This is a genomic window from Rhodococcus sp. YH3-3 (assembly GCF_001653035.1).
GTDB classification, from domain to species: domain Bacteria; phylum Actinomycetota; class Actinomycetes; order Mycobacteriales; family Mycobacteriaceae; genus Rhodococcus_F; species Rhodococcus_F qingshengii.
The window spans coordinates 1,612,083-1,636,557 of sequence record NZ_BCWH01000002.1 but is presented as its reverse complement, the minus strand read 5'-3'; the positions used below and the strand labels follow the sequence as shown (position 1 = coordinate 1,636,557).

At 61.0% G+C, this 24,475-nt stretch carries 34 protein-coding genes and 1 tRNA gene; 3 read left to right on the top strand and 32 right to left on the bottom strand.

The annotated features are described in order from the left end of the window. Positions 1-24: 24 nt before the first annotated feature. The 18 genes from YH3_RS20675 to YH3_RS37355 all read right to left on the bottom strand — a co-directional run bounded on the left by YH3_RS20675 (position 25) and on the right by YH3_RS37355 (position 16,163). Positions 25-5,178, bottom strand: coding sequence for a tape measure protein (locus YH3_RS20675; RefSeq protein ID WP_064443983.1), 5,154 nt, complete (start codon positions 5,176-5,178; stop codon positions 25-27). A 17-nt stretch (positions 5,179-5,195) separates the two neighbouring features. Beyond that, the gene (locus YH3_RS20670) at positions 5,196-5,753 is read right to left on the bottom strand and encodes a helix-turn-helix domain-containing protein (protein WP_064443982.1); all 558 of its coding nucleotides are present in this window, start codon (positions 5,751-5,753) and stop codon (positions 5,196-5,198) included. A gap of 47 nt (positions 5,754-5,800) precedes the next feature. Beyond that, positions 5,801-6,175 (bottom strand): hypothetical protein, encoded by a 375-nt coding sequence (locus YH3_RS20665; RefSeq protein WP_064443981.1) that lies wholly within the window; start codon positions 6,173-6,175, stop codon positions 5,801-5,803. Between the two features lie 143 nt (positions 6,176-6,318). Then, positions 6,319-7,146: a hypothetical protein gene (locus YH3_RS20660; protein ID WP_064443980.1), complete on the bottom strand. Its 828-nt coding sequence runs from the start codon at positions 7,144-7,146 to the stop codon at positions 6,319-6,321. 52 nt (positions 7,147-7,198) lie between these two features. Continuing rightward, positions 7,199-7,594: a hypothetical protein gene (locus tag YH3_RS20655; RefSeq protein WP_064443979.1), complete on the bottom strand. Its 396-nt coding sequence runs from the start codon at positions 7,592-7,594 to the stop codon at positions 7,199-7,201. After that, complete coding sequence (locus YH3_RS20650) at positions 7,587-7,856, bottom strand: hypothetical protein (RefSeq protein WP_064443978.1); 270 nt, start codon at positions 7,854-7,856, stop codon at positions 7,587-7,589. Before YH3_RS20650 ends, YH3_RS20655 begins: the two co-directional genes overlap by 8 nt. Next, positions 7,856-8,215 carry a hypothetical protein gene (locus YH3_RS20645; protein WP_134931924.1) on the bottom strand — a complete coding sequence of 120 codons (360 nt, stop codon included), beginning with the start codon at positions 8,213-8,215 and terminating at the stop codon, positions 7,856-7,858. Before YH3_RS20645 ends, YH3_RS20650 begins: the two co-directional genes overlap by 1 nt. Beyond that, positions 8,212-8,634: a Gp19/Gp15/Gp42 family protein gene (locus YH3_RS20640; RefSeq protein ID WP_064443977.1), complete on the bottom strand. Its 423-nt coding sequence runs from the start codon at positions 8,632-8,634 to the stop codon at positions 8,212-8,214. Before YH3_RS20640 ends, YH3_RS20645 begins: the two co-directional genes overlap by 4 nt. A gap of 21 nt (positions 8,635-8,655) precedes the next feature. After that, a complete protein-coding gene (locus YH3_RS20635; RefSeq protein ID WP_064443976.1) occupies positions 8,656-9,042 on the bottom strand; it encodes a hypothetical protein in 387 nt (128 codons plus the stop codon). Beyond that, positions 9,042-10,073 (bottom strand): major capsid protein, encoded by a 1,032-nt coding sequence (locus tag YH3_RS20630; RefSeq protein WP_064443975.1) that lies wholly within the window; start codon positions 10,071-10,073, stop codon positions 9,042-9,044. Before YH3_RS20630 ends, YH3_RS20635 begins: the two co-directional genes overlap by 1 nt. Positions 10,074-10,085: 12 nt before the next feature. Further along, the gene (locus YH3_RS20625; RefSeq protein WP_064443974.1) at positions 10,086-10,454 is read right to left on the bottom strand and encodes a hypothetical protein; all 369 of its coding nucleotides are present in this window, start codon (positions 10,452-10,454) and stop codon (positions 10,086-10,088) included. Positions 10,455-10,484: 30 nt separating this feature from the next. Continuing rightward, positions 10,485-11,180 (bottom strand): hypothetical protein, encoded by a 696-nt coding sequence (locus YH3_RS20620; RefSeq protein WP_064443973.1) that lies wholly within the window; start codon positions 11,178-11,180, stop codon positions 10,485-10,487. Beyond that, positions 11,173-11,376, bottom strand: a complete 204-nt coding sequence (locus tag YH3_RS20615) for a hypothetical protein (RefSeq protein ID WP_064443972.1) — start codon at positions 11,374-11,376, stop codon at positions 11,173-11,175. The genes YH3_RS20620 and YH3_RS20615 overlap by 8 nt, the downstream gene beginning before the upstream one ends. 49 nt (positions 11,377-11,425) lie before the next feature. Beyond that, positions 11,426-12,085 carry a hypothetical protein gene (locus YH3_RS20610; protein WP_064443971.1) on the bottom strand — a complete coding sequence of 220 codons (660 nt, stop codon included), beginning with the start codon at positions 12,083-12,085 and terminating at the stop codon, positions 11,426-11,428. Continuing rightward, entirely contained in the window at positions 12,066-13,553 is a 1,488-nt protein-coding gene (locus tag YH3_RS20605; protein WP_154100317.1) for a phage portal protein, read from the bottom strand. Before YH3_RS20605 ends, YH3_RS20610 begins: the two co-directional genes overlap by 20 nt. Beyond that, positions 13,553-15,352: a terminase gene (locus YH3_RS20600; RefSeq protein WP_082920621.1), complete on the bottom strand. Its 1,800-nt coding sequence runs from the start codon at positions 15,350-15,352 to the stop codon at positions 13,553-13,555. Before YH3_RS20600 ends, YH3_RS20605 begins: the two co-directional genes overlap by 1 nt. After that, entirely contained in the window at positions 15,342-15,707 is a 366-nt protein-coding gene (locus tag YH3_RS20595) for a hypothetical protein (protein ID WP_064443969.1), read from the bottom strand. Before YH3_RS20595 ends, YH3_RS20600 begins: the two co-directional genes overlap by 11 nt. Before the next feature lie 147 nt (positions 15,708-15,854). After that, a complete protein-coding gene (locus tag YH3_RS37355; protein ID WP_193777176.1) occupies positions 15,855-16,163 on the bottom strand; it encodes an HNH endonuclease in 309 nt (102 codons plus the stop codon). 17 nt (positions 16,164-16,180) lie between these two features. On the opposite strand from YH3_RS37355, the gene YH3_RS36125 reads away from it, so the two are divergent. After that, positions 16,181-16,402, top strand: a complete 222-nt coding sequence (locus YH3_RS36125; RefSeq protein ID WP_193777175.1) for a hypothetical protein — start codon at positions 16,181-16,183, stop codon at positions 16,400-16,402. 27 nt (positions 16,403-16,429) lie between these two features. Here the strand turns inward: YH3_RS36125 and YH3_RS20585 are convergent, their stop codons facing one another. From YH3_RS20585 to YH3_RS20560, 6 genes are all read right to left on the bottom strand, one after another. Beyond that, positions 16,430-16,852, bottom strand: coding sequence for a hypothetical protein (locus YH3_RS20585; protein ID WP_064443967.1), 423 nt, complete (start codon positions 16,850-16,852; stop codon positions 16,430-16,432). A gap of 263 nt (positions 16,853-17,115) precedes the next feature. Beyond that, positions 17,116-17,250, bottom strand: a complete 135-nt coding sequence (locus YH3_RS37165) for a hypothetical protein (RefSeq protein ID WP_274522689.1) — start codon at positions 17,248-17,250, stop codon at positions 17,116-17,118. A gap of 125 nt (positions 17,251-17,375) precedes the next feature. After that, positions 17,376-17,720 (bottom strand): hypothetical protein, encoded by a 345-nt coding sequence (locus tag YH3_RS20575; protein WP_154100316.1) that lies wholly within the window; start codon positions 17,718-17,720, stop codon positions 17,376-17,378. 72 nt (positions 17,721-17,792) lie between these two features. Beyond that, positions 17,793-17,879, bottom strand: a tRNA-Ser gene (locus tag YH3_RS20570). 360 nt (positions 17,880-18,239) lie between these two features. After that, positions 18,240-18,926: a hypothetical protein gene (locus YH3_RS20565; protein WP_154100315.1), complete on the bottom strand. Its 687-nt coding sequence runs from the start codon at positions 18,924-18,926 to the stop codon at positions 18,240-18,242. Positions 18,927-19,000: 74 nt separating this feature from the next. Then, positions 19,001-19,321 carry a DUF6221 family protein gene (locus tag YH3_RS20560; RefSeq protein WP_154100314.1) on the bottom strand — a complete coding sequence of 107 codons (321 nt, stop codon included), beginning with the start codon at positions 19,319-19,321 and terminating at the stop codon, positions 19,001-19,003. Positions 19,322-20,226: 905 nt separating this feature from the next. Here YH3_RS20560 and YH3_RS35620 point away from each other — a divergent pair. Together YH3_RS35620 and YH3_RS20545 are read left to right on the top strand one after the other, a co-directional pair. Then, on the top strand, positions 20,227-20,514 hold the full coding sequence (locus YH3_RS35620) for a hypothetical protein (protein ID WP_154100313.1): 288 nt from the start codon (positions 20,227-20,229) through the stop codon (positions 20,512-20,514). Between the two features lie 9 nt (positions 20,515-20,523). After that, positions 20,524-20,712 carry a hypothetical protein gene (locus YH3_RS20545; RefSeq protein ID WP_064443960.1) on the top strand — a complete coding sequence of 63 codons (189 nt, stop codon included), beginning with the start codon at positions 20,524-20,526 and terminating at the stop codon, positions 20,710-20,712. Positions 20,713-21,035: 323 nt separating this feature from the next. Here the strand turns inward: YH3_RS20545 and YH3_RS20540 are convergent, their stop codons facing one another. From YH3_RS20540 to YH3_RS20505, 8 genes are read right to left on the bottom strand one after another with little or no spacing between them, the layout of a single operon-like run. Next, complete coding sequence (locus YH3_RS20540) at positions 21,036-21,386, bottom strand: hypothetical protein (protein ID WP_082920619.1); 351 nt, start codon at positions 21,384-21,386, stop codon at positions 21,036-21,038. Further along, positions 21,383-21,661, bottom strand: a complete 279-nt coding sequence (locus tag YH3_RS20535) for a hypothetical protein (RefSeq protein WP_064443959.1) — start codon at positions 21,659-21,661, stop codon at positions 21,383-21,385. Before YH3_RS20535 ends, YH3_RS20540 begins: the two co-directional genes overlap by 4 nt. Beyond that, complete coding sequence (locus YH3_RS20530; protein ID WP_064443958.1) at positions 21,658-22,212, bottom strand: 3'-5' exoribonuclease domain-containing protein; 555 nt, start codon at positions 22,210-22,212, stop codon at positions 21,658-21,660. The genes YH3_RS20535 and YH3_RS20530 overlap by 4 nt, the downstream gene beginning before the upstream one ends. Further along, positions 22,209-22,592: a hypothetical protein gene (locus tag YH3_RS20525; RefSeq protein ID WP_064443957.1), complete on the bottom strand. Its 384-nt coding sequence runs from the start codon at positions 22,590-22,592 to the stop codon at positions 22,209-22,211. Before YH3_RS20525 ends, YH3_RS20530 begins: the two co-directional genes overlap by 4 nt. Then, positions 22,589-22,804 (bottom strand): hypothetical protein, encoded by a 216-nt coding sequence (locus YH3_RS20520; RefSeq protein WP_064443956.1) that lies wholly within the window; start codon positions 22,802-22,804, stop codon positions 22,589-22,591. The genes YH3_RS20525 and YH3_RS20520 overlap by 4 nt, the downstream gene beginning before the upstream one ends. A 2-nt stretch (positions 22,805-22,806) precedes the next feature. Continuing rightward, a complete protein-coding gene (locus tag YH3_RS20515) occupies positions 22,807-23,301 on the bottom strand; it encodes a hypothetical protein (protein WP_064443955.1) in 495 nt (164 codons plus the stop codon). Then, the gene (locus tag YH3_RS20510; protein WP_064443954.1) at positions 23,298-23,819 is read right to left on the bottom strand and encodes a hypothetical protein; all 522 of its coding nucleotides are present in this window, start codon (positions 23,817-23,819) and stop codon (positions 23,298-23,300) included. The genes YH3_RS20515 and YH3_RS20510 overlap by 4 nt, the downstream gene beginning before the upstream one ends. Before the next feature lie 2 nt (positions 23,820-23,821). Continuing rightward, positions 23,822-24,463, bottom strand: coding sequence for a hypothetical protein (locus YH3_RS20505; RefSeq protein ID WP_154100312.1), 642 nt, complete (start codon positions 24,461-24,463; stop codon positions 23,822-23,824). Between the last annotated feature and the right edge of the window lie 12 nt (positions 24,464-24,475).

Here is a 24,475-nt window from a genome sequence, read left to right as displayed (position 1 = left end):
ATGGTGACCTCCCAGCCTTACCGATCATCCGAATGGCCTTCCTGCATGCCGCATCATCTGGCGACCTTGAGCACGCTGAGCGCTGTGCACCGCGGCCATGCCGTCAGAGAATGTCGGGTTGTTGATGTTGACCGAGTAGTCGTTTCCACCACCGGCATTCGGATTGATGGCGAGCGTGTCCAAGTTCGCGATCTTGGCGATATTCGCGAACTCAGGCGCCGTGAACACCGGCTCCGGAGCGCCTGACTTGTTCAACGCCAACCCGCCGTGCGGGATCATTCCGCCCTGGTCGTAGAGCTTGATCGGCAAGGTCTTGAGCCAATCCTCGACCCAATTTCCCGCACCGATCGTGACCGGCAGCTGCCCGTCGATCTCGCTCCGAGGGAACGAACGCGTCACGAAGTCACCCAGCGGATCTCGCATTGCCTCCGCAGCCGAGGACTCCGGCAAGGTGGATCCCGGCTTCGGCTTCTTGAACTCCGGAAGCGGAATATCCAGCCAACGAGAATTGATGCCGAATATCTCGAGCGCCGAATCGACCGCGATCCCCACCAGATCGGCCCCGTACCTCTTGAGTCGATCCTTCAGCGAGAAATCGCCGTTGGCTTCCTTGTCCTTGTCCTCCTCGACCTTCTTGCGAGTCGCGGCGAGCGAGTTCTGAGCCGAGTACACCGAAATATCGGCCTTCTCCTTCTCGAGCGAGGTCGACTCGGGATCGTTGTACACCTTGTCCCGGGCCAACTGCGCATCCAGCAGAGCAATCTCGGCATTGCGCACCGAAATCGCATCGTCACCCATCTCGCCGGTCAGAACAGGAGCAGGATCGTTCGACGTCGAACTCTTTCCGTCACGTTTCTGCTCCAGCTCGCGAACCTTGAGCTCGGCCTGCTGAACCTTCAGCTCCGCCTGGTCACGATCGGCCTGCGACTTCTTGTCGTTGGCGTTGATCTTGTCCCGAGCCTCCTGCGCCTGAATTACCGCCACACGGGCGGATTCGAGTGCAAGAGCATCCTTCTCGGTCCACTCCACCGGCTTCTCGCCACGCAGATACGCACCCGACTTGCTGTCCCAACCGTCGATGAGTTCGTTCGGCAGGTGGAACTTCACCGGGAACTGCGACGACTGAGCATTCGCACGGTTTCCGCCGATGCCCGATGTACCGTGAGCACCGCCCGATTCCGCCGACATGCCGGCGATGGTCGCCGCCATGTGTTCCTTCGAGATGCCGACCTGGAACTGAGTGCCCGCAGGACCCAAACCGGCCTGCAGACCCGCCACGCCGCCACGACCGTTGAAGAAGTCGTACGTGGTGTACAGACGCTTCACCGATCCAGTGATGCCCATGACGATCTGCTGCAACCAGCCGACGAATCCCGAGCAGTCGAATTGCGTCGGACCGGTACCGCCCCACAGGTACGCGTTGCCCTCGACTGATCGACCGGCCGCGAGTCCTGCCTCGACGCCGTTGCGGCCACCTTCGGCGAACCGTGGAAGATTCTTCAACCGCGAATCATCGCGATTGATCATCCCCAGCAGCCAATCCCACTTTTCCGACGAGCGGCCGTTGACGATCCACTCGCCCTTGTCGACCCAGGTTGTCGGTACGCCATCGCGGCCCATTCCGAGGAAGCCGTCAACACGATCGGTGCCCGGCCCTGACGTGGGAAGTCGTGCGCCGTCGGCATTTCGAGGAAGCCGCCCACCGTAGTATCTGCCAGCGACCTGAGGCAGCCCCTGTTGGCGATACAACTCATTGATCGCGTCGTTCGACCAACCGCCACTCTGCTGCGCAACGGTGTAGAGCTGGTTGAACTGAACGGTGACCGTCTTGTCCTTCAGCGCGTCCAAGGCTGCCTTCGCGGCCCCGCCGTCGATCAGGAACTTCTCAATCCCCGCAATGAACGCCTTCGGGTCCGCAATCTTGCTCGACAGGTCGAACAGTTCCTGCAAACCAATGTTCTTCTGATCCTTGAGCTTCTCGATATCAAGATCGGCGCCCGGCTTTACCTCGAGCTCGTCGAGGTACTTCATGAAGGCGTCGGCGCTGCCCGCATTGAAATCGAACTGCTTGAGGTCGAGATCGATCCCGGCCATCGCCTTCAGATTGTCGAATGCGATCATGTTGTCCATGGCCGTGCTCAACTTCATCTGAAATTCGTTGTCGTCCATGTCGATCCGGATCTGGCCGCTAGGCAAATCCGTAACGTCGGCGCCCATGCGACGCAGTTCCGCCAGGATGCTCGGGTCGAAATCCTTCTCGACCGTTAGAACCTTCGGCTTACCTGGCTCGATCTGCATCATCTGAGACCAGACCTCAGCAAGACCCTTGGTCACATCGTCGGCGCCCTGGAGACCAACCTGAATCTGGATGGCACGCTCGTTATAGCCGAGATACTCCAGCGCATTTCGCATGTCGCCGATTTCGATCCCGAACGACTTACTGGTGCCTTCGACCTGCTGCTGAACGCTCGAGAAGATCTCGTTGATGTCCTTGCCGGCGTTTGCCATCTGGACTGCGTTCTGGATGATCTTGACGCTGGTATCTTCGAGATCTTGACCGTTTTCGGTCAGTGTCGAAATACGCCCGTTATCCAGCAGCTCGGAGCTTGCACCCTTCGTCTGGTCAATCGGCGCCGCTTGCAACAGTTCACGAGTGAGCTTGTTGTTGTCGTTCGTGGCCTGCTTTTCATCGGGGTTGATGCCCGCAATCAGCTGCAATGAGCGATACATTGCATCGCTCTTCTCGGTGGCAGTGGCCGCTTCGTCGCCGATCGTCTTCAGGAGATCGGACATCTCCAGATAGCCTGGCGTGAGTTCCGCAACGGCAGCACGCGTGTTCTGGAACCGTCGCCTCTGACCGTCGAGCCAGATGAATGTTTCCATTCCAGCTTCGGTTGATCGGTCCAACTGCGATGTCAGGTAACCAAACTCGCCGTTCGTCCCCGAAATTGCGCCGGCAAGTTCCTTGTTGGTGACACCCAGGCCGCTGAGTGTCGCCTCAACCATTTCAGCAGAATCTCGAACCGCAAGATCCTGCTTCATGCGCTGGTTGAACGAATCGCCGGTACCGAAGAGCGCATTGCCGGCGTTCTGCCATGCGCCGCCGGCCTGGGCCCAGATTCCTGGACCGTTGGCGATCAGCGTCTTCTGTGCTGTGCGTGCCTCCTCGATTCGGCTCGTCAGGGCCTCTGTGGCCTGTTCCGACATGGCACCACCGGACGCCTGCAGCGCCTTGGCCAACTCGAACTGAGATTCGGCGGTGCCTTGTGTGGCGACCGTCAGCGCTTCGTGGAATCGCTTCGACTTCTGAATCTCGCCATTGATTCCCGAGTACGCGACCATGCCACCGATGAGCGCGATGCCGACCGGACCCCCCAGGGCGCCGGACACCGCGCTCATTCCGCGACTCAAGCCGCTTGCAGCCGAACTCATTGCCGAGAGACCAGCAGCGCCGACGCCGCCCGCAGCAGCGCCCATCCTCGAGATGGACGACGTCGTCCCATGAACTGCCTGACCGGCCAACAGGTGAACCGACGCATAACCCTTCGCCTGCAGGGCGGATGCCTGCATCGCTGCGGCCGTGGCCTTCTCCTGCGCCGCGTACGCCCGAAGCCCCGGCATTGCGTTGGTATACGCCGCACCCATCTTTCCCAAGACTGTGTTGGTTGCAGTCATGCGGGCTACGAAACTCGACGCCCGGTCACTGAGCGTGAGCATCGTGCCACTGAAACGGCTCATCGAACCGCTCGCAGCGCCATATGTTGCGGCATTGGTGCGCACATCGGCGTTGAACCGCGAGAACGCACCACGGACACCGTCAACGGCATTTCCTGTCCTCTGCCACATCCGCTGATATGCGCTCAGCGGTTGCGTTCCGGCGGCGGCCTGCGCCGTCAGAGATGCCATCGACGGAGCGATACGTGCCATGATCGCGGGCACGGTTTTGAACAGGAAGAACGCTGCAGCCAGTGCGGTGACTACACCCTGGTTGTTCTCCATCAGGCTCGACAGGGTGCTCAGGGCAGGAACGAGCACCCCGTCCGCGAGCTGCGCTGTGAGCTCGAGAGTCGAGAGGAGCAACGTCCACGACGAAACCCCGAGCGCGCCTGATGCTTCGGCGAGCGATCCGACGATGCCCTTCACCGCGGGCCAGGCCTTCACGGCTGTGTCGCCGAGTGAATCAAACACGCTCGTGAAGCGGTCCCACTCCGAGCCGATCTTCGCACCGTTCTCCGACTGGAACGTCGCGAATGCCTTCTTGCCTTCCTCGCCGAACTTCTGCAGCTTCGGCAGTCCTTGGTTGAACACGCGATGATCAAGCGTGTCAGCAAATTTCGAGACGAGCGGCGTGGCAACGTCGATTCCGGACGTGACATCCTTGAGCCAGTTCGCCGAGCGGCTGAACGTCGGCTTAAGCGCTGCCGCGCCCACGCGGCCCATCGCCGCCATCGTGTTCGCCCACGCAGCCGACACGGTATTGCCAGCGGTGGCGGCGCCGCCGATGTTCTTCTCGATCGCCGCCAAATATGTTGCGGAGTCGACCTTGCCTTCGGCGACCATGTCCGAGAGCGCCTCTTGCGTGACGCCCATTTCGGTGGCGAGCCACTGGTAAATCGGCAGCCCGCGGATTGCGAGCTGGTTCAGATCAAGGGTGTATGCCTTGCCCTTGGTTTGAACCTTGTTGATCACCGCGCCCATCTCTTCGATGGATGTTCCGGCGATCGTTGCCGCGTCGGCAGTCAGCGACAGGTAGCGCGTCAGGTCCTGGCCGGGCTTGATTCCGGCGGCGACGGCCGACGCTGAAATCGTTGCAGCTTCACCGAGACCGAAGGATGTGCCCTTCACCGAAGCGAGGGCGGAATCCATGATCTTCGCGGTACTGAGGGTCGTATGCCCAAGCCCTTCGAGCTTGCCCTCGGCGTTATCGATCGCAGTGAGGCGGCCGAAGCCCTTGTACAGCGCCGTACCAATTGCCGTCGATACCGCGGCGCCCGTAGCCGCGGCCCCCGCCATGAGGGTCTTCCCCATGGCTGCCGACATCTTCGAGCCCATGCTGTCGCCGGCCTTTTCGCCCTGCTGGACAACCTTGGACAAAGACTTCGACACTGCGGCCGGAATGCCATCGGTGCGCGCGGCAATCGGGACGTACATGGTCGCGAGTTCAATGCCACCGGCCATGGGCCACCTCCAGTTATTCAGTTGTCATCGAGGTGCTTCCACGTTTTGCGTGTCACAATGCGGCCGATCGTCGACCGTGAAACGTGGAAGAGGGCAGCAAGATCGGCGTAGGTGCATCCACTCGTGGCGAGCGCGCGCACTGCCAACACTTGCTGCGTGGTGAGCTTCGGAGTCCCTGGTTTGAGTTCGTCGTCGAAGGTTTCGCTGGATTCGGCGTCGAGGATCTCGGGTCGGTCGGCAATTGCGAGCGGAACCTGTTCCCGGTTGTCTGCTTTGAGCCTCTTGCGAAGCTCAGAGACTGGTAGCACCGTTTTCGGCTTGCTCTCCTCGGGCGGTGTAACGCCCGGGCGTGGCATCGGCTCGGGGCGCTTGGCCTTCGAGTTGCCGCCGCGCTGCCAGTTGCCGCCCTGGATTCCGTCGAAGATGCCAGCGAGCAAGTGTGCGTGCAGATCCCAGTGAAGATCAGGATTCAAACGGCGCATATACGCGCCGTTTGGTGGGGGGTACTTGAGGTAGCACTTGAGGTCCCACCATGAAAGATTCGCGGTGCCGAGGAAATCCAGCGATCTACCCATTGGGAGCAGATCAGCTTGGATCGCCTCGGCGACCTCCTCCTCGTCCTCTAGGTATCCGAGGAGGCTGAGGATTCCCCCACTGGCGTCTTCGACTCGTTCTCCCAGTGAGTGTCGATCTGGCCGAGCTCACCGTCAGTGAGCTTCTCGAGGATCGCGTAATCCTTGGCGCTCACATGGAGGCTGAGCATCTTCAGGACGATGTCTCGGCCGGGCCGACGGACCGGCTCCAACGGCTCTCCATTTTCCGGCTGCGGCTCGTTCTTGCCCGAGAGCCAGTCGTAGAACTCCTTAGACTTTTCGACCGGGAAGTACTGAATCTTCGGAACCGTGAAGAAAAGCGGGTTCTGACGGCCCTTGATCGGGATCTCGAACTCGATCTGAATCGAAGGATCGTGGGCAGGAGTGACACGGAAGATAGCCATGGTTGGACCAAGCCTTTCGAGAACGGATTTGCTCAACGTCGATTACGTGAAAGCGTTTGACGGACGGGCCTGTTGGTGTCCCGCCCCGTGAAGGGCAGGCCCGGTCCAATGGTGTTGACACCTCACGGGGCGGGAGAATGCGGTCAGACCGCGGCGACGGTCACAGCACCGGGAGGGGTGAGACCGGATCCCGATGCGGTCACAAGACCTGCGCCGTTCTTGAATACGACCGTGAACGGGCCCCCGGTGGAGCCGGTCACGTCAACATTGCCGGCGCCGACGGTCGGGAGAGCCTCGAGTGCGGTCCTCACTGCTGTGGCCGTCGGATTGAAAGCGATGCCGTCCGTGGTCTCGCCGTCCACGTACACATTCCACGTGCCTGCAGTGGAGCCGCCAGGCAGCGTGAACAGCTTCGTCACAGAACCATCGGCGGAGCTGATGGTCATGACCGCGTTGTTGCCGTTCTTCTCGAACGAGGTGATTTCCACTTCGTAAGAGATGGTGTCGGTGTGCACGTACACACGGTCGCCAGTCAAGCTCGGCTGGCCGTCGGGAATGTAGTTCCGCACGTTCGTGTCCTCATCGACGGTGTCGAGGACCCACGAGGAGTGTGGCAGCGTCTTCTTGTTCTTGTTGACCGTGATCACGTTGCCGGAGACCACGACGTTGCTCTCACCGAAAACGGTCTTGAGCACGGTCGCGTTCTTGGACTCCATGAACTTGAACTTGAAGACCAGGCCGTACTTGGTCTGAAGGACTTTGACGACCGCGCCACCGAAGGCGTTCTTCTCGGTCTTGTCTCGGGTCTCCGACTCGGTCATGCCGTCCTCGCCGACATAGCCGTGATCGAGCCAGGCGGGCGGAAGGGCAGAGCCGGCCGGGCCGGGCGCCGGAGTGCCGAGCGGAGAACGGAACACGACGCCGTTGGCGAGCGGTTCGGAGGTAAGGATGTTGCCGGCAGAAGATGCCATGGGATGCCCCTTTCAGGCAGAGTTGGTCGTGCCGCGAATGGCGGTGCACGGCCTACGAAGTGATGTGTCCCCTGATGTCGAACTGCAGGGTGAACTGGTAGCGCGGCGTCGACGATTCGGGATCCGGAAACGATTGCGGGACACCGATCGTGGTCACCTGACGGATCCTCGGTTCGGTCGAATCACGCTGCGCTGCTTTGAGAATCGAGAACGATCGCTCGGCGAGCCTGCGCGCGCGGTCTTCGTCGTTGTCCCAGCATTGGAAAATCACCATCCGCGAGGAGAGGATGATGTTGCGATCACCACCGCCTGCAGCGCGCGCTGTGACGAACGTATTGGGCCGGGGCACTGGGACGCGAGTCGAAACGTCCGTGTTGTCGCCGAGGTTGTCGTAGAGATAGTTCGTGACGATTTCTTCGACAGGGTCGAACTCGATGACCTCAACCACTGGACGCTCCCGCGGCGCGGATGAGGTTGTTGTGCTTGGCTTCCGATCGCTTCGCCTGCGCGGTGGTTGCCGCAACCGATACGAATCCGCGGCCCTGCGGCCGCTTCTGCCCCTGCACGGACGAGAGGGTGTACCCGGCAGCGTTCCCGCCGACCGCGGCATGGACTTTCTCCATCGTTCGATGCAGATGACCCATGACCTCGGCGCCGCGACGGAGTTGCTCGAGCGCGTGAGGGTTCCAGACGATGTCAGCTTTGCTCATCAGTTCTCCACTTTCTTCAGTGCGATTGAGCGGCCGGGCGTGAACCCGAATGGGCCTTTCGTCCAATCGGAGTCCTCGCCGTCGACTTCGAAGTCGTGGTCGTAGCCGGGAATCACGACGCGATCGAGAGCACTGATCGTCACCTCCGGCGGTGCGAGCACCACGAGGCCTTCTATGACCATGTCTCGGTTCGGCTGGTTTGGCTCCGACATGCCGTAGTCCGAACGTGAGCCGTAGCCGTACACGAGAGTCGGTTCCGGATCGGACCATGATTTCTTCCGGTTGCGGCCCGCGTCGAGTTCATCGGACTGCTGGAACCGACGGATCCCGATCGTGTGAGCTCGAGGAAAGGGCTTCACGAGAACCACTCCGTGTCAGGAGTTCTCGATCGATACGCACCCGGAGGCGTCATGTCCACGGAGAACGCCCGCGTCTTCCGCTTCGGGATGCCGAGTTCTTCGCGATCGTCATCAGTCAGTGTGAGCGCGCCAGGCTCGGCGCCGCCGTATGTGGTCGACGTCTGAAACGGGCCGGCGCCCTGCTGGACACTGCGCACACCTTCGGGGTTCTGAAGGTGCCGGATCAGCATCCGGGCAACGACCTTCTTTACTCGGATCAGTGGCAGCTTGTTGGCGGTGATGCGGTCCTCGATATTCGGATCTGCGCGAAGAATGTCATCCTCCACGTCGGCGATCTTGACCGCTATCTGCTCGTCGGTCGCCTCGGTCGGAGGGCCGATCCAACGGTCGCGAACATCCTTCGGAATTGTCCATGCCATCGGATCGGCACCTCCTAGTTTTCAGTTGTTGGTCGCAGCCTTGGCGGGTCGACCGCGACGCTTGGGCGCCGCTGTTACAGGCTCGGGCTTAACCGTTTCCGGCTCGGACTCCACCGTCTCCGGTTCAGACACGGATTCCGCAGCGAGGTCGGGCGTCAGCTCCTCTTCGGTGGCCGGCGCACTTGCGGTTTCCGGTGCGACCTCTTCCGTTACGGTCTCGGATTCGGTTGTCGTCTCGGTCTCGACCACGATGGGTTCCGTGACCTCAGGCTCGGGTGGCGGGCCGTCCCAAGCCGCGGGATTGGTAATCCTGGCAGCAGCCCAGGACGGAACCGCATCGCTTGGCCCGAACACATGACTGACGCCCGACTCGTCCGCGACATGCACAGAGGTGATCAGGCGCGCCATCAGAGAACCTTGGCGATCATGGTCGCGTTGGAGTTGCCCAGGATCGGCAAGCCGATTCCCGAAGCCTTCGTCCAACGTGCGATCGGATCCTGATCGATGTACGAACCGACGACGATGCCGGGAGCCTCGTCCTCGTCGATCGAGTAGTCGGGTTCGATCGCCTCGGCCGTGATACCCCAGAGGGTTTCGCCTAGCTTCGTCGACGTCATGCTCGATCCGCCGACGTAGAGGATCGAGTCGTCCGGAATGAGGCGCGTGGCGTCACCGTTGTAATCCTCAACCTGTGCGTCGAAGATCTCGAAACGCGGATGCCCGAACGAAGTGAACAGGGCCTGCACCGCCTCGAGTGTGACGATGGACGGCACGGCAGCACCCGGAGGAGATACTGCGTTGCGAATCGCCTCATTCCGCATGAGTGTCGAAATGACTCGCTGCGAAGTGATCGCGCGGCCCGGGTTGCCGGAGTTCGAAACCCGGAAGACCGAGAACCAAGACTCCTGATCGAGGATCGGATCAGCAGCACCGGACCACAGAGTTGCCGCAGTGATGGAATGTCCCGACTTGCGGTCGAAGTCGGCCTCGATCTCGAGACCATCCTGCGCCAGGCTGACCTTGCCGGTCACGAGCGCCTGCGCCTTCGCGATGATCAGGCGCGTGCGAATCGCGTCCGCGAGCTCCACCGCATCCTTGAGGATCAGGTCCAGGATCGCCGAATTCGCCCTCCGCAGCCGCAGACGGTCGTACTCACCGAGGCGCTTCTTCTCCGAAAGCGGAGGCAGCTCACCGGAAATTCGAGTCAGACCCTTGCGGGGCGACTGCGGAGCCTCGGTGTCCCAGCTACGGAACTTCGCAGCCCGCTTCAGGCCGTGCTGCGTGATGTTCGCCCGGAAGTCCACATCAGGGACGAGGGTGTCCGGAAGCAAATTGTCGATCAGCGACAGATCATTGACTGCCTGATCGGCCAGAGCCTCGCGGATGTAACCCGTGAGTTCGGCCGGGGTGATGAAGTCGCTGTTAATTACTAGTGCCATGAGTCAGGCTCCTCAGAAGTATCGGATGTCGCGGGCAGTTGCCTGACCGTCGACGTCGACGGAAGACGGCAGCTTCGCCGCCAGGACGGCGCCATGCCAGAAGAGAGCACCGACCACGACGGTCGCGCCCGGGGGAATCTTCACCGCGGTGAAGAGATGCCCCTCGATCGGTTCGGTGTCGGCGTTGGTTCGCAGCCCGTACCGGTTGCCGACCTTCTTGAGTGGAAACCCGGACTTGAGGTACCCCTCGGGGTAGTGAGTGGCGGCCGTGAACGTCGACACGTCGATGTTGACTGCCCGTGCCGTGTCGGTGCCATGTGCCGATGCCAGCCAGGACTGGTCATCCTGGCCGAAGCGTTCGGTCCTGATGTTGAGATCCATCCGGATCCCTCCTTCGTTGAATGTGTTGGTCTACTTGGGGTTTCGTTCCTTGTATCGCGCACGGCCTGCCGAGACGGTAGATTCCGTCTTCTGATGGCCGGGGTTACCTTGCTGCGGGTTGGGCAGCGGGCCGCGGGGAATGCCCGTGAGCGGATGCGCCGCCGCAACTGCTTTGATCTCTGCGGTCACCTTCTCGTTGAAGTCGGCGGCTGCGGGATCGAGGTCGAGCGAGGCGATCCTGGTCATGAACGATCGGGAGTCGATCAACGAGTTGGGATTCGCCCCCTCAGTGGGGGCGAGAAGCAGAATCGCGTTCTCGACCTTCGCTTCGCGTTCGCCGGCCCTTGCGGCAGACAGGTCGGTGGCTAGCTGCGCGGGATCCGGTGGCGTGTCGCCGCCTTCGCCCGTGAAGGCCTTCTGAATCTGATTCCACTTCTCCGCGGCCTCGCGATTATCCTTCGCCTGATCGAACTGTGCCTTCACCTCGGCCGGCGTCATACCCTCGAAAACCTTTGCCCAGTTAGCCGCGTCAGGATTGGGTTCGGGGTTCGGGTTCGGGTTCGGGTTCGGCTCAGGTTCCGGATTCGGATTCGGATTCGGATTGCCGTTCGGGTGCCCATTCGGATCTCGTCGAGGGTGACGCCGAGCGGCGCGATTTCCGAACTGGCCGAAAGGATCCAAAGCCGCAGGGGCAACGACGAGCAGCGACTTTCTCGGGTTATGCATTCGCGATCACCTTCACTCGCAGCACGCCGGATTCCTGGCCGCACTCGTCGCGTCGTGCGCGACCCAGCACGAGGTGCTCCGACGCGTGAATCACGAGCTGGTCGATCACTGGCTGCGAGAATCCCCCTTCCTTCAGCTCGCGCGCATATCGCGACAACGCTTCAGCTGTAGGGATTTCCAACTGTTCACTACTCATCTTCTACTCCCGTGCGGGATAGGTCAGCACCATGCAGCACTGAAAATGGTCAGGAAAAGCCGAGAATGATTCGCATCTCGGCGAGAATCGCGTCCGTGCCAGTGGCATTACGCGAAGCTTGGGCATACGCCTCATCGAAGCGCTGATAGTGGGCAGGCCGATCAAAGGACCTGCCTGGCCGCACTTCTTGCGCGCCGCAGCGACAGTTTCCGTGAGCGCGAAACCCCACCGTGGATTCCAGGTAAACGGCGCCTCGCGTACAGAGCATCGCGCAGAATGCGCAGCACTTGCCTTCGGCAACCCGCTCATAGCGCGCGCCAGGCTCTGCCTTCGCATTGTCGAAGATCGTCTGCCGATTACCACTCCAGATAGCTTTCTGCGCAACCTCAGCCAGCCGGGCAAGCGCATCCGCGCCACGAGCACCCATCGCCCAATCAGCCGAAGACAGCAAGCCCTCCGACGCGGGAAGTGGCGACGGCTTCGCTCGATAGGGCAAATTCGGCGCAGACTCGTCATACCAAGCAGCAGCCAGATTCGACGCAGCAGCGGCATACGGATCCGTCACCGCAGGCAATGAATTCACCATCACCGATCGGAACTCCGCAGAAGGGAGACCCTGCGCCGTGTCCCAGACATTGACGATCTCATTGATCGCTAGCCGGTCCAGGTGGCCCAGAATCTCCTTCCGCTCAAGCAGGCTCGTTGGCATTGCGCCTACTCGACAACTCGATCACCTGAGGGTTTGAAACTTGGCCAGCAGCCTTGCGCAGCAGGTCGGGAAGTTCAGCTGCCATCGCCAATCGATTCTCCTCGGCTAAGCGCATCTGATCTTGTTCCGAGAAACCCATATAGTCGTACGTCACGGGCGAGTCCGGACGCAGGATCTTCACTCCCACCAACTTCTGTCCGGCATCAGCAGTTGCGGCACGAGTCGGAGTCGAAGCGTCACGCCATCGAACGCCGATCTTGCGGAACGCATCTGCATCCACCTTGCCGTCACGAGCGAGCAGTGACAGGTACGCAATCTCGCGCCACCCTTGGCCAAATGTTCCTTGCCGACGCTCTGCGCGCTTGACCAGTCGATACTCTGCCTGTCGGATCGAGTCGGCAGACGCGGGATTGTCCGTGAAGAAACCGAGGTAGGTCGACGGAATGCCGGTCTCGGCGGACAGTAGCTGGGAGTACATCTTGACCTGATCGATGTACGGTGTCGGTGGCGCTGGGTGAAACTCCCCCACCGTCGGCGCAAGCCCGTCTTCGGTTCGCGGTATGACGTTGAATCGGCCCATGGCCGCCTTCCAGCCAGCCTGCCGTTTCTCCGACTCGGTCGAATCCTCATTGACACCGAACTGCTCCGGGTCCGCGCCGAGCGCATATCGCGAAGGAGCAGTGTAGAACTCGCGATTGATCTCCATTCCGAGCATTGTTCGAATTGCTGCGTCGGTGTAATACATCACCGGGCGAGTAATTTCCGATCGCCCATCAAGATCCGACGCTCGATCCCTATTGACCAAGCGCGCCATGAACACTCGCCCGGCATTGTGATCGTCTCGAGAGATGACCTCGAGCTTCTTCGTTCGCTCATTGCGGGCAAACCCGATGGTCGAGTTCGGCAGATAGAGCGTCTCCATCTCCACCGCGCCGAATTCATTGCGCGTCTGAGACAATCCGGCCTCCGACCGACGCGCTCGATAGTTCCGCAACGTCGTCGCAGACGACGCGGACTCCACGGTGACCAGAACGTCAGGTTCGCCGTAGTTGGTGTCGCCGCGGCCGACAGTCACAAAGTCGGTTCCGGTGATCAGTGCATCCAAATGCCCTCGCCCGGCTTCCACGCCGAGGCTGTTCTCGCGGAACACGTCATCAAGCCCCATGAGGTCCTGCACCGACGTCCATCCCAGAAAGTCGAGCCGCTCCTCGAGGACATCGACTGCTGTACCCGGCCATCCCATCGACACAGCGAGATCCTGCAAGCCCGGAGGCACCGCAATGTCGAGCTGTCGCGTCTTCTGCTTACCCTCGTAGAAGGCATTCTTGATGGCGTTCTTCGCCGCGAACTTCCGGATCTGCGCGCGCATCTGTCCGACGAGGCGTTCCTCGTCGTCGTCGAGGGCGAGCGTCCGGAGAAACAGAGCCGGGATGCCACGCCCGCCGAACAGCTGCGAAATCCCTTTCATCACAGGGTGACCGCCTTCCGCGAACGCGATGTCGCCTTGATTCCACTGCGGATGGCAATGCGCCACATCATTCGAGCGCCAACCGCGCAGACCGCGCCGTCGATCTTTTTCTTCGACTCGCGATGCTCTTTGCCGAGACCGACGCCGATTCCACGAGCGGGGCGCCGGCGCGCGTTCTTCACATGCTGTTGCAAGATTTTGTCTCCGTCATGAGGGATCACGCCCGTACTCCCCTCCGTTGCGCCGTTCTTCACATCCGAGGTGAATCGCTCGGCGTGCTCGATGAAGACCTTCATGTGGGCCGGTGAGCGCATGTCCCAATTGATCAGGTGCGCAGAGTCTCCCGACTTAACTGCCGGGAGTAGCCGTAGCTTCTGGGCATACTTCTGAGCCCAGGCGTCGGCGTATGGCTCCCAGTAGCGCTCACCTGTTTCGTCGTCGCGAGCGTCGGAAAGGTCAGCCCAAAAGCCGACAACCGAGTACTTCGCGAACGTCTCGTGAACCCGGACGTCGACCGCGTCCCGATTGACAATCCAGTCCTTGTCCTTCGGGCCGCGCTGCCAGATACCGATCCGGAATATGTACCCGTCCGACATTCGGCACCCGACCAGGGCGGTCGCGTCATCGGACTTCGATCCGTCGAAGAACATCACGATGCGATCGCCGCGCTCGAGCACACGAGGATCAGCGTTGGCATCCCAGTCCTGCGGGACGACCCAGGCGTCCTCGGCGGCCGTGATCTGGTTGTACCACTTGCGCCGTGACTCGCTCGGAGGGTTCGCAGAGTTCAGAATTGATTTGACGATGCGACCACGCGGCTTGGTGTCGAGCCAGGTCGAATCGCCCGCGATTGCGCGCACCACATCGGGTGCCGCCTCGGCGCTGAGTGGCGCTTTCGGTGGCGCTTCCAGTGAGTCGTACAACAGGCCGAAGTCCTGAAACTCCGATTCCTCGCCCTGAGTTGCTTCCCATGCTTCGCGAACGACCTGCCCGACGGAGCCCTCATTGGGACGAAAGGCGTTGCAGATGTCGAGCATCCGAGCGGTACCGTCTTCGGATTTCGCGGCGTTGCCCTCGATAGCGCCCGCCATCTCGTGGCCGCCGTTCGACGAATTCCAGTTCTGTGTCTCGCCGCGAATGATCAGCGTCGGCCGGCCACCCTCGATCGCCATCGCTGACGAGGTCACCGCTTCGATCTGCCGAGTGTCGCCGAGGCCGTAGAGATTGACCTTGCCGATCTGGATGCCGTAATGCTGGCGGGTTTCCGCCGGCACCAACGACGGCAGGAGCTTCATCGTGTTCTTGGTCTGCTCCTGATTGACCGCGACGATCTGCACCCACGCGTTCGGTTCCTCGCGACCGATCGGACGATCGCCGTCCCAGTGGTCGAACGTCACCTCGGCGAAACACGCTGCGAGCGCGAGACATGCCGCAACCGGATCCTTGCCCCAACCCTTCAGCCTCTGCAGGACCGCCGAGTGATAGAGGAATCCGCCGTTCTCGTCGACCGCGAAGAACCAGAGGATGAAACGAGTCTGCTCGGGAGTGAACTGCCATGGCTGTCCACGCTTGTCCCTGAGCCACTTTCCTGACCAGGCGAGGACCCGCCATCCGAGACTGGCCTCGGGCAACACCCAGCCGTTTTCGTCCCATTGCCACGTCGGGCCGATCTTCACCGGCTCCCATAACAACCCCGTTGGCGGAGTAGCGTCGTCGAGCTGCTCCTCGTACCAGGCAATGATCTCGGCGAACTCGGAATCCGCAGACTTGATCAGAGTCGCCGCGCGACTACGCGCCACGCCTGGACCACCGGGCGTTCGCCGCGGTCCTTGCGGAGGCTGAGCGCTCGCCCGCCTCCTTCTCGACATTGCCGTCGTCGGGCAGTTTCAGCTGCCGCATCAACGACGACAGAACAGTCCGATGCTGACGCACTTCGGACACCAGCGGATTGACCACCGGCTGCCCGGTCGACCCGGTCGTCATGATGTCGTCGTCTTCGAGCCACTTGACCATCGAGTCGATCAGATCAGCCTCGCGACAAGCATCTTCGAGAATCCGGAGCTCGTCGGGACGCAACTCGTATGCACTGGAAATTCCGGACCAGAGCTTTTTTCCTGCCGCGCGAAAGCCTGCCGGCGCTTTTGGCTTGACCATCGCAGACCTCCTCCTCGCTCCAAAAAACCAGAAGCGGCGCACGCATGTTTTTGACTGCTATGCCAACCGTGGGCCCGTGGGGGTGGGGGTAGGGGCATCCCCCCAGGGGGTCACGGGGCAGGCCAGAGTGGCGGCACGGAGGTCACGTCAGCGTCGGCCCGGGTGTGGCTCAGCTGGTCGGAGGCGGCCGTTCTTTGCTCGTCCGGCCTGGGCTTCGCGTTGAGTTTCCGCGGCGTGACAAGGCAAGCAGAGGGCCTCTCCGTTGGGGAGCGTGTCGGTGCCCCCGGACCTGGTGTTGACGATGTGATTGGCCTCGATGTCATGCGGTTGGGCCGCCGCGCTGCCCTGATACCCGCACCTCTGACACCGGTATCCGTCCCGGGCTTTGACCTGCCTGGCCCAGCGTCGGTGGGCTGCGGTGCTGGTGCGGCTGTGGCCTCCGCGCTCCCAGGCCATCAGTGGGCCTGCCCATCGTGGGTGAGCTCGTAGAGCCGAGCGTTCAGGGTTGCGGTGAGGAAGGCGACCGCTGGTTTGTTCGCTCGACATCGCTCGCGTCGAAGATGAGCGATGTCGTCGGCGATCATGTCTTCGAGTGTTGGCATTCGTTCCTGCCTTTCACTTCCGAGTTCGACATGGGTGCGGCGCCGGCCGCCGCCGCGATTGACCGCGACAGCCTGGCGCCGATGTGGCCCTGATGCACTGAGACCAGCCGTCGGGGTCGGCTACCCGACGGAGGGAAAACCCTTGCGGTGCCGACGATGGGAGTAACCGCGGGCGAGCCACGAGTCGCGAGGGATCCGGATACGGACGGACTCGGTCACGAGGGTCCCGTCATTGGCAGCGGTGAGTTGCGGCCAGCCGTCGGTATCCGGGACAAAGCGATCGACCTTCAACCAACGTCGGCTGATCTGTCGAACTGATTCGTCGACCGTCCATCTTGCGCTGGCCCCCAGTACCCGGGTGGCCTCCTCGTAGTGCGGGGTGCCCCGACGGAAGTACGGGTCAGCCTTGGTGGGGGCGAGGACGGTCCGGAGCATCCGTTCGAGTCGGCGCGCGGCCTTCTCGCCTTCATGCTTCGGGACGATGCACTCGGGACGGCCGGTGTTGTTCACGACCAGGGACTGTCCATCGACTGCCTCTGTCATTGTCGAGCCTCTCTCACAGTGTCTGCATGGAATCCATCGGCCGCACCCCTCGCAGAGATGCGGACCGGGATTGATGTCGGGCTGTTCGACCGGAAGGTCTGACCAACCAGGTCCCCGCTCGGTAGTCAACTTGGTTGTTGTCATCGGCCCCTCACCTCCTTCTGCATCTCACGACACGAAGCGTTTAGAAGAAGTGATCCGTGGAACACCTCGGATATCGCAATCGAACATCGACCTTCGGAGGTCACACGATGGCGCCGCGTCTACCAGTTGGCAATGCGGATCTCGTTGATCTGTACTGCGCTTTGAGAGTCGTGTACGAGGATGCAGCTCTGCTGATTCCGTGTCCTGACGACGGATACTTTGCAGATCTCGATGACACTCTGCGTGCGATTCATGACGAGATTGTTCGTCGGGGTTTGTTGGATTCGGAGGCTGCTTGAGGCTGAGGCACATCAGATCACCCAAAACTCGATGAGCGCGATCACGATTCGGATCGCTTCGATCAGGTCGAGGATGGCGGTCATGCACTGGCCTTGCGGAGCTGCGTCAGCCTGTCTTGCGCATGCTGCAGTTGGGAGCCAGCCTGCCATCTCGGATTCCATGGGCCGTAGACGCCAACACTTTCCGGATCTGAGTAGACCCTCTGACGATGCAGTTGTGCTGCTTCGATATCGAGCATTGCCCGCTCGATATCGAAGCTGTCCACCGGTTCCGGCACAGACAGCAGATCCAGTTTCTCGGCGACGCTCTCTGTGATCGCATCGACAATCTCCGAGGATGGGAGCAGCACGCCTGGGATCGTCGTGCACGAGAACGCGACGATCGATACGAGCTCCAGAGTCAGACTGCGCTGCTCATAGTTCATCGAGCGGAGAACCGCGCCGATATCGTCAAATGTTCGACTCACTTCGGGCCTCCGAGGATCGGCGGGACGTCATGGCGGAGAGAAGAGGAGTCGAACCCCTGGCCTTTCGGCCCGTGCCGCGTTCGAAGCGGTCCCGCCACCACTGGCGGTTTACTCTCCAGGGCCCCGCCTGCAGGCCGGGGCTATTCAGTTGTTCGGCTACCGATCTCCCCGGATCACCGTGTGCCCCACGACAGCGGGGACGTTGAGCCCGCTCAGGCAGCAGCGCACTACGGCGGGGGCCGTCTTGGCGCGAGCTTGGATTCCATATCCGGCGCGTGAGCAGAACCGGATCGGCGACTTTGACCTGAGCGGAAGATTGTGGCGTTGATTCCCGGAGCACCCGCCGGTGATGTTTCGGCTAGTGCATCGACAGATCCAGACGCGCCCCTGGATGCAGAAGGGGCGTGAGACTTACCCTTTCGGATACCTCTCACGCCCTTGCGAGCGAAGCTTAACACACCTGGCGTGGTTAAGGTTTCACGCCGCTTCCTTACTGCGACTTCGACTCTTGTGTTCCAAATGCGCGTCGAGGACATCACCGAATCGGAATAGCTCCGCCCGGGTTGCAACGATGCACCGCGTGCCAAAGATCTTTTTTGCTCGGCGAAGAGTGTTCACCCGCTGGGCTGTCAGTCCCGCGTACTCCTCACCCAATCCTCGCGCGGCCTTCGCGATCGCGTCTCGATGCATCTCATACTCGCGTGCCTCGTTCACTGCATCCTCGTCGAGCGTCGGAATCACTTCCTCTCTCGGCGGACGCAGGGTCGCGAACCCAGCCATCACGACGTTGCGGATCGCGCCAAGCGCTTCTTCGCCACCGGGAGTGAGAGCAAGTGCCGCGACGTTACGGTCGAGCCACTCCGCCAGCTCCAAGGTGTTCGGCGGCGAGAAGTGCACGGGCGCACGCTTCTCCCGCTCGCGCAGTGGTCCAATGAAGTTGGCCGAGTGCGTGCAGCCTTCCGGCCAGTACCAGATCCCACGCGGCTCACACACGAACCGCACCCATGTCGCCAGCTCGTGATGCAAGGCTGTTGCCGCGTCGGATACTCGCGGATTGAACGGCAACGGCTGCGCTTGCTCAACTCGGCCAACCCGAGGTCCACCGGACCCGAACTTCTCCTGCTTGCCAACAGCTACGTCGAGACCGGCCATGAGAGTTGGCACCGATCGCAGGATCTCGACAAGTTGCCGCTGCCCTATTCGATCAAGGTAAAAGTGGTCCGCTTCAGTGCCGAAGCTCAAGGTCGCCACTCCTCGCGGTAGTCGGGATGGTCGTCGTACGGCAAGGCGAGAAGCTGCATCGACTCCCAGAGTCCAGGAAATATTCGGATGTTGACCATGCCCTGCCGCGCCTTTGCGACAATCCCCCGCTTTGCCGCTACCTCACGCAACACCCGAGCAGGATCATGCCGAGCAATATGTATGAAATCCGGTTCACCGCCATCTGCCCACCCTGCCGCCCCGTGCGACCAACGGACTGCGCCACTTGCGATAGCTTCATCGTCCGCGATCCGCGCTTCGAAAAATTCGAGGAAGGCGCTGAAGCTAGCAGTATCCATGCTCATCGTTCCCCCTTGAGTGCTGATGTGGCCATTACGATCCCCGCTTTCAAGCCGTCGGACACTTCTACCCAATTCTAGCCGATTCTATCACCATACTCAACCAATCTATTTGTGTCGCAATGTCTTTCACGATCCGTCTACTACCAACAGTTCGAGCAAGTCATTCGGCTCGTCGTCCACAGGCACACTGTGGCATTCGCACGGGCAGCGCCAGATGTGCGATGGCCGGATAACGGTTGGCCATCCGGCCGGAACGGCGGTCTTTCCGTTGGGCTTGTTTCCGATCGTCACGTAACACTCGGGCGACCAGACTCCGGACTCTTGCGGTCCGCCGATGCGATGGGCGCACTTTTCGTGTCGCCCGGTCGTGCACCACCCAGAGGTCCCGTATTCACATGCGGCGACCATGTCAAAGTGTGCGGCAACCGAATCAGTCACGCTTCATCAACCTCCACCATCTCGATATTGCGCTTTACGTAATCCGAGCACCTGTTGCATCTTTCAATCACTCTGCCCAAGTGGACAATTGTCCTAAATTTGCGCGAATCACCGAAACCAAACCGAGTTCCCCATTTTCACCCTCGATCCTTTACTGTGTGTTTGCGCACCTTTTCCAACCGGTTGGAATTTATAGAGTCACTACCGAACCGCGACATCGAGACAGTCCGGACCAAACGACAGGAAAACTAATGCGAATGCCGATACGTGCTCGAAGGATCCTTCTGAGCGCCGTCACCACAACCGCCGTGGCTTCTGCCGCCTTGTTTGGCACTAACGGAATAGCGTCTGCTCAACCAGTCTCGCCCCCGACCTCGATCGTCGATGTCCAAATCATCAGTCCCCCAACACCGCCTGCCGTAGCGATCGAAACGCCAGTCGATCCAGTCACGCCAGTCGCGCCGGTGACACCGGGAGAAGGACAGGTAACGCCCCAAGCGCTCCCAGTCATCGCCGCGGCTGCTGTCGCCTGGTGCGCAAGTGGCGCCCTCGGCTCCGTCCCCGCCACTGCAATCAGCAACTTCCTCGCCGGCACGAACACAGCGTGGACCAATTACATCTACGGAGTCGTAGCTGGCTGCGCGGCAGGTAATATCGGGTCCCTTGCATGGAAGCTACTGCCGCAGTTCTTGAAGAATCAGGCGATCAATGCTGCTGTGTGGCATTGGAAGACGTTTATCGCCCGTTGGTAAGGATGGTTCATGAAAACACGCCTGCTGAAGGTTGCAACCGCATTTGGATTGCAGTTTCTGGCCTTACTGATCCTGTTCCTCGTCTTGGCGATCCTGGGGATTGACGGGACTCCGAGCTGGGTTTACGCGGCAGTCGGAGGTTTCATATTCTGCTTCGCGTTGGCCGCTCAACAGGGGCGACCTTCCGAGAAGGAATAGACGAAGGGGCGAAAGTCCCTTTCCCTGTTGGTGTATCGCTGCCATGACAGTCGGGCAGCGATACACCGGCAAGGGATACACATCAAATGCGTACCGACAAAGGCAAAGCGCACTCCCGAGGAGCCCTCCCGTATGAAGCGCATCTGTACCGCAACCGTTGGCACAATGATCCTCATTGCCGGGCTTCTCGGCGTGTGGTCGACCATCTTTTTCGTCGAGTTCGTCGCCGACCATATTCTCGTAACATCCGCTGTTGCATGCGCTGCATTGATCGCTGCTGGTGCGGGTCTCATGATATGAGCTTTCTCCCGCACTGCGTACCTTCACGGAGAATTACCCTCAGAGGACTTGAAGGGTAGGAACTCCCACTCGACGTAGTCGTGGCACAAGATTGTGGCGATCGGGCCGCTCATGCCGACTTTGTATTCGCAGTCGTCGAGGATGCCTTGCTCGCCCATCGGGCTGATGCAGTCGTTGTCGAACCAGTGCTGCATCCAGCAGAGTTCGTGCGTGACTTTCGGGTGGTGGTGATCGTCATCCCAGCTCTCGCAGTCACAGGCCGGATAGTTGTGGCAGGCCGACTCGATGCCACCGTTGCAGGTGAATTCGATCCGTGGACTGTCTTCGTCGCCAGTGATGGTGACCGTGTGTAGTGCGGTCTCGCTCAATGTCATTCCCCTTCCAAAGCTGCGCAGACGGTTCGGCAAAGGTGGAATTCGCCTGCCGTGTCGCGGATGATCCAGTCGCCAGAACTGACAACCTCGTCGCCGTTCTCGGTTGCGATCCTCACGTCGAATACGTCCGTGCCGGTGGTGAAGCTGTATTCGAGAGTGAAATCGTCCATGAGGTCGGCGTTTGCGTTGGCCCACTGCGCTATCTCTTCGATCGAGGCGCGTGTCCCGTCCCACTGTTTGGCTTCCGCGGTCAACCCCGGATCAGGCGCGGTCACGACGACACCTCGGATACATGCTGGAAGCAGCGCTTGAGGTGTCGAGCGTCTTCAAGCGCGTCATGCGAGCCTGAAACCTGGTCGGGGATCTCTGGTCGCCCCAGGTCATCGAGACGCTGCTGGAAGTCCCGCGTGTACATCGGCAAGCCCGCGGGAAGGTGGATCATCTTCCCCCATAGCTGCGCGAGTGCGACATGGTCGTATGCCGCATAGTCAGCCCACAGCTCGGGGTTTGGTTCTGCGAGTAGAAACTCACGCACCTCGTTCCGGATGACCCAATTCGGCTTCACGAGAGTGGAACTCATATCGAGGCCACCCCACAAGTAACCCGACTGTCCGAATCCCTGGCGCTTCTCGACTTGCCCTCTGCTGTGTGTCGGAAGTGAGCTGACGACATTGACCATCAACCAGTCGTCTTTCCTGATTCGATCCCAGTCAGCGTCCGAGTTGACGGCGTAGTACTCACGTCCGTCTTCGCAGACGATCCCGATCGAAATCAGATCGATCGTCGAACCGTCTTCAAGGAACTCTGTGTCGTAGAAATACTTCATTTCATTGCCTCCAACGCTTTTCGGGTGTCACGCGGCCATTCCTGGTCGCATTCCGTGCAGAAGTCTTTGGTGCTGGTGGTCGAGTTCTTTGGCTGGTGGTATTCGGCAGCGACTGTGATGCGTGCGCGCAGCTGCTGCACTTCGGCAACCAGGGCGGGCAGTGTGTTGACGGCGTGCGCGAACAGTTCGGCGCGAGGTTGGCGCCACTCTTCGTCGATGCCGTCGTTGGCGCTGATCATGGCGACCGATTCGTTGTCGTCGCAGATGTACCAATGGTCGCCACCTTTGACGCCGGTTGTCATGGCGACCAGGTTGGTCAGCGCAGCCTTTTCGTACAGCGCTTTCGTGTGCTCAACATCCGCCCCAGTCACGCCGCTCACCGCCGCTCCTTGTCTGCTCGGTCCAGGATTTCGAGTGCGACGATCAGTTCGGCTGCAGCGCGAACCAGGCTGTCTCGCTTGTAGAGTCCGTCGTCTGTGCTCTCGTGCGTGGCTTTGCGTGCAGCCTTGACGTGAGGGTCCACGTAGTTGCCGGGTGTCGGCAGTGGCAGCTTGTCGCGTGCGGACTGGATGTCGTCGATGATTCTGCTCATGTTCACCGCTCCTTATCCGCAACGAACGGACCTAGGTCGGGGTGTCCGTTGCCGCAACCTGCACGCCCGCAGAATGTTCCGTTGGATCGCCGACGCCATTCGAAGCCATTCCGATCCTTGACTGCGAATACTGACGCCGGCACCGCATTCAGGTTCGGCCACTCGGTTTCGGTGAGGGCGGAGGCGTCCGTGAAGTCGTGATCTTCGTGCTCGTCACAGACGAGATGATCGTCCATCTGATAACCACTTTCGCCGCAGATCTCGCATTTCTGGCAGGCCGGGCAAAGCAGTTCGACTGTCTCGATGATCTTCTGCCCTAGTGGGTGGTCTTCGCACGGTGGGATTTCCTTGACGACCTTTGTGCGTTCGAACCAGTCATCGCCTGCCATCTCGACGGCGGACGAGCTGTCGCCCCATGCAGTGAAGTCTCCGTAGTCGGCGTCTTCCTTGCAGCCGTCGCACACCGCGATGAAGTAGGTGACTTCCTTGATGGTCATGGGTTCTCCTGTGCAAGTGAGTAGTTGCGTGCGATGTTGCGACTGGCAAGTCGTGCGACGTCGTAGGCGGACCGCGCGTGTCTGAGTTGGCCGCCTCCGATTCGGTTTTCCCATCCGGGTTTGCGTCGTTCTCCGGGTGAGACGAGTTCGCCGGGGTAGGTGCCGAGTGGTTGTGACCCGTTTTTGTTCGGTCGGATCTGGGTGACGTTGACGGGCCAGTCGACTCCGAGGACTGCGCCGAGCACTTCCGCGGTGGCGAGCAGCGCGGTGGGGTCGACGGCTGCGCGGCCTTTCATGTGCCAGCTGGGTCGGGTGATGGTTTCGACAGCGACGAGGTCGACGTTGTGGATTTGCAGGAGCGTCGCGCCAGCTTCGAGGACTGCGAGGACGTAGCGCCGTTCTGCGGGAAATATCTCCCCTTCTGAGGTGATTGTGCGGTGGGCGATGATTTCGTCGCCTGAGAGGACGCAGAGCCCCGTTGCGCGTGCTCCGGGATCGATCCCGAGGACGGTTTTCACGATTACGCCTTCGCTGCCCGGTACTTTCGAATGCCCCAGACGATCGCGTGCAGCGATCGCAGGTAGTGCCAATCGGCGTCGAGGAAGCTCCACTCCCACGCGTCGGTGAACTCGAATGTGCCGGCCTGCCGGTCCCAGTGCTGGAAGCTCATCAACGCATCCCGTGCGGCCACCGCGTACTCGGCGTGGATCAGGACGTCCTCGCGGATCGCTCGCCACAGCGCCGCGGTGTCGCCTTCGTAGCTGTGTCGGCGCTCCCAGAAGTGTTCGACGACGAGCTGGGTGAACAGCTCAGGCGAGTGGGTTCTCCATTTTGCGCTGCCCTGGATCTTCTCGCCCCAGTAGTCCGGGTTGATGCCGTGCTCGTTGCCGCACATTTCGAAGAATCCGAACATGTCCGCCTCGCGAGCGAAGTGGAAGCTCTCCACGTCGCCGGTGACGACGAGGTGGCCGGGCCAGGTGATCAGATCCCAGCCGCAGAGGCTCGTCCCTGGGCGCCGGCAACGGATGTGCCGGTACAGCTCGTCGTCCCGAAGGATCGTCATTTCGTGTTCGGTGACCATGTGGTCGAAGTTCCGTTTTGCGTCCGCGAACACGTCGCGCTTTTTCGTACCCAATGCCGACATCGATTTTCCTTCGTTCATCCACATCCACAA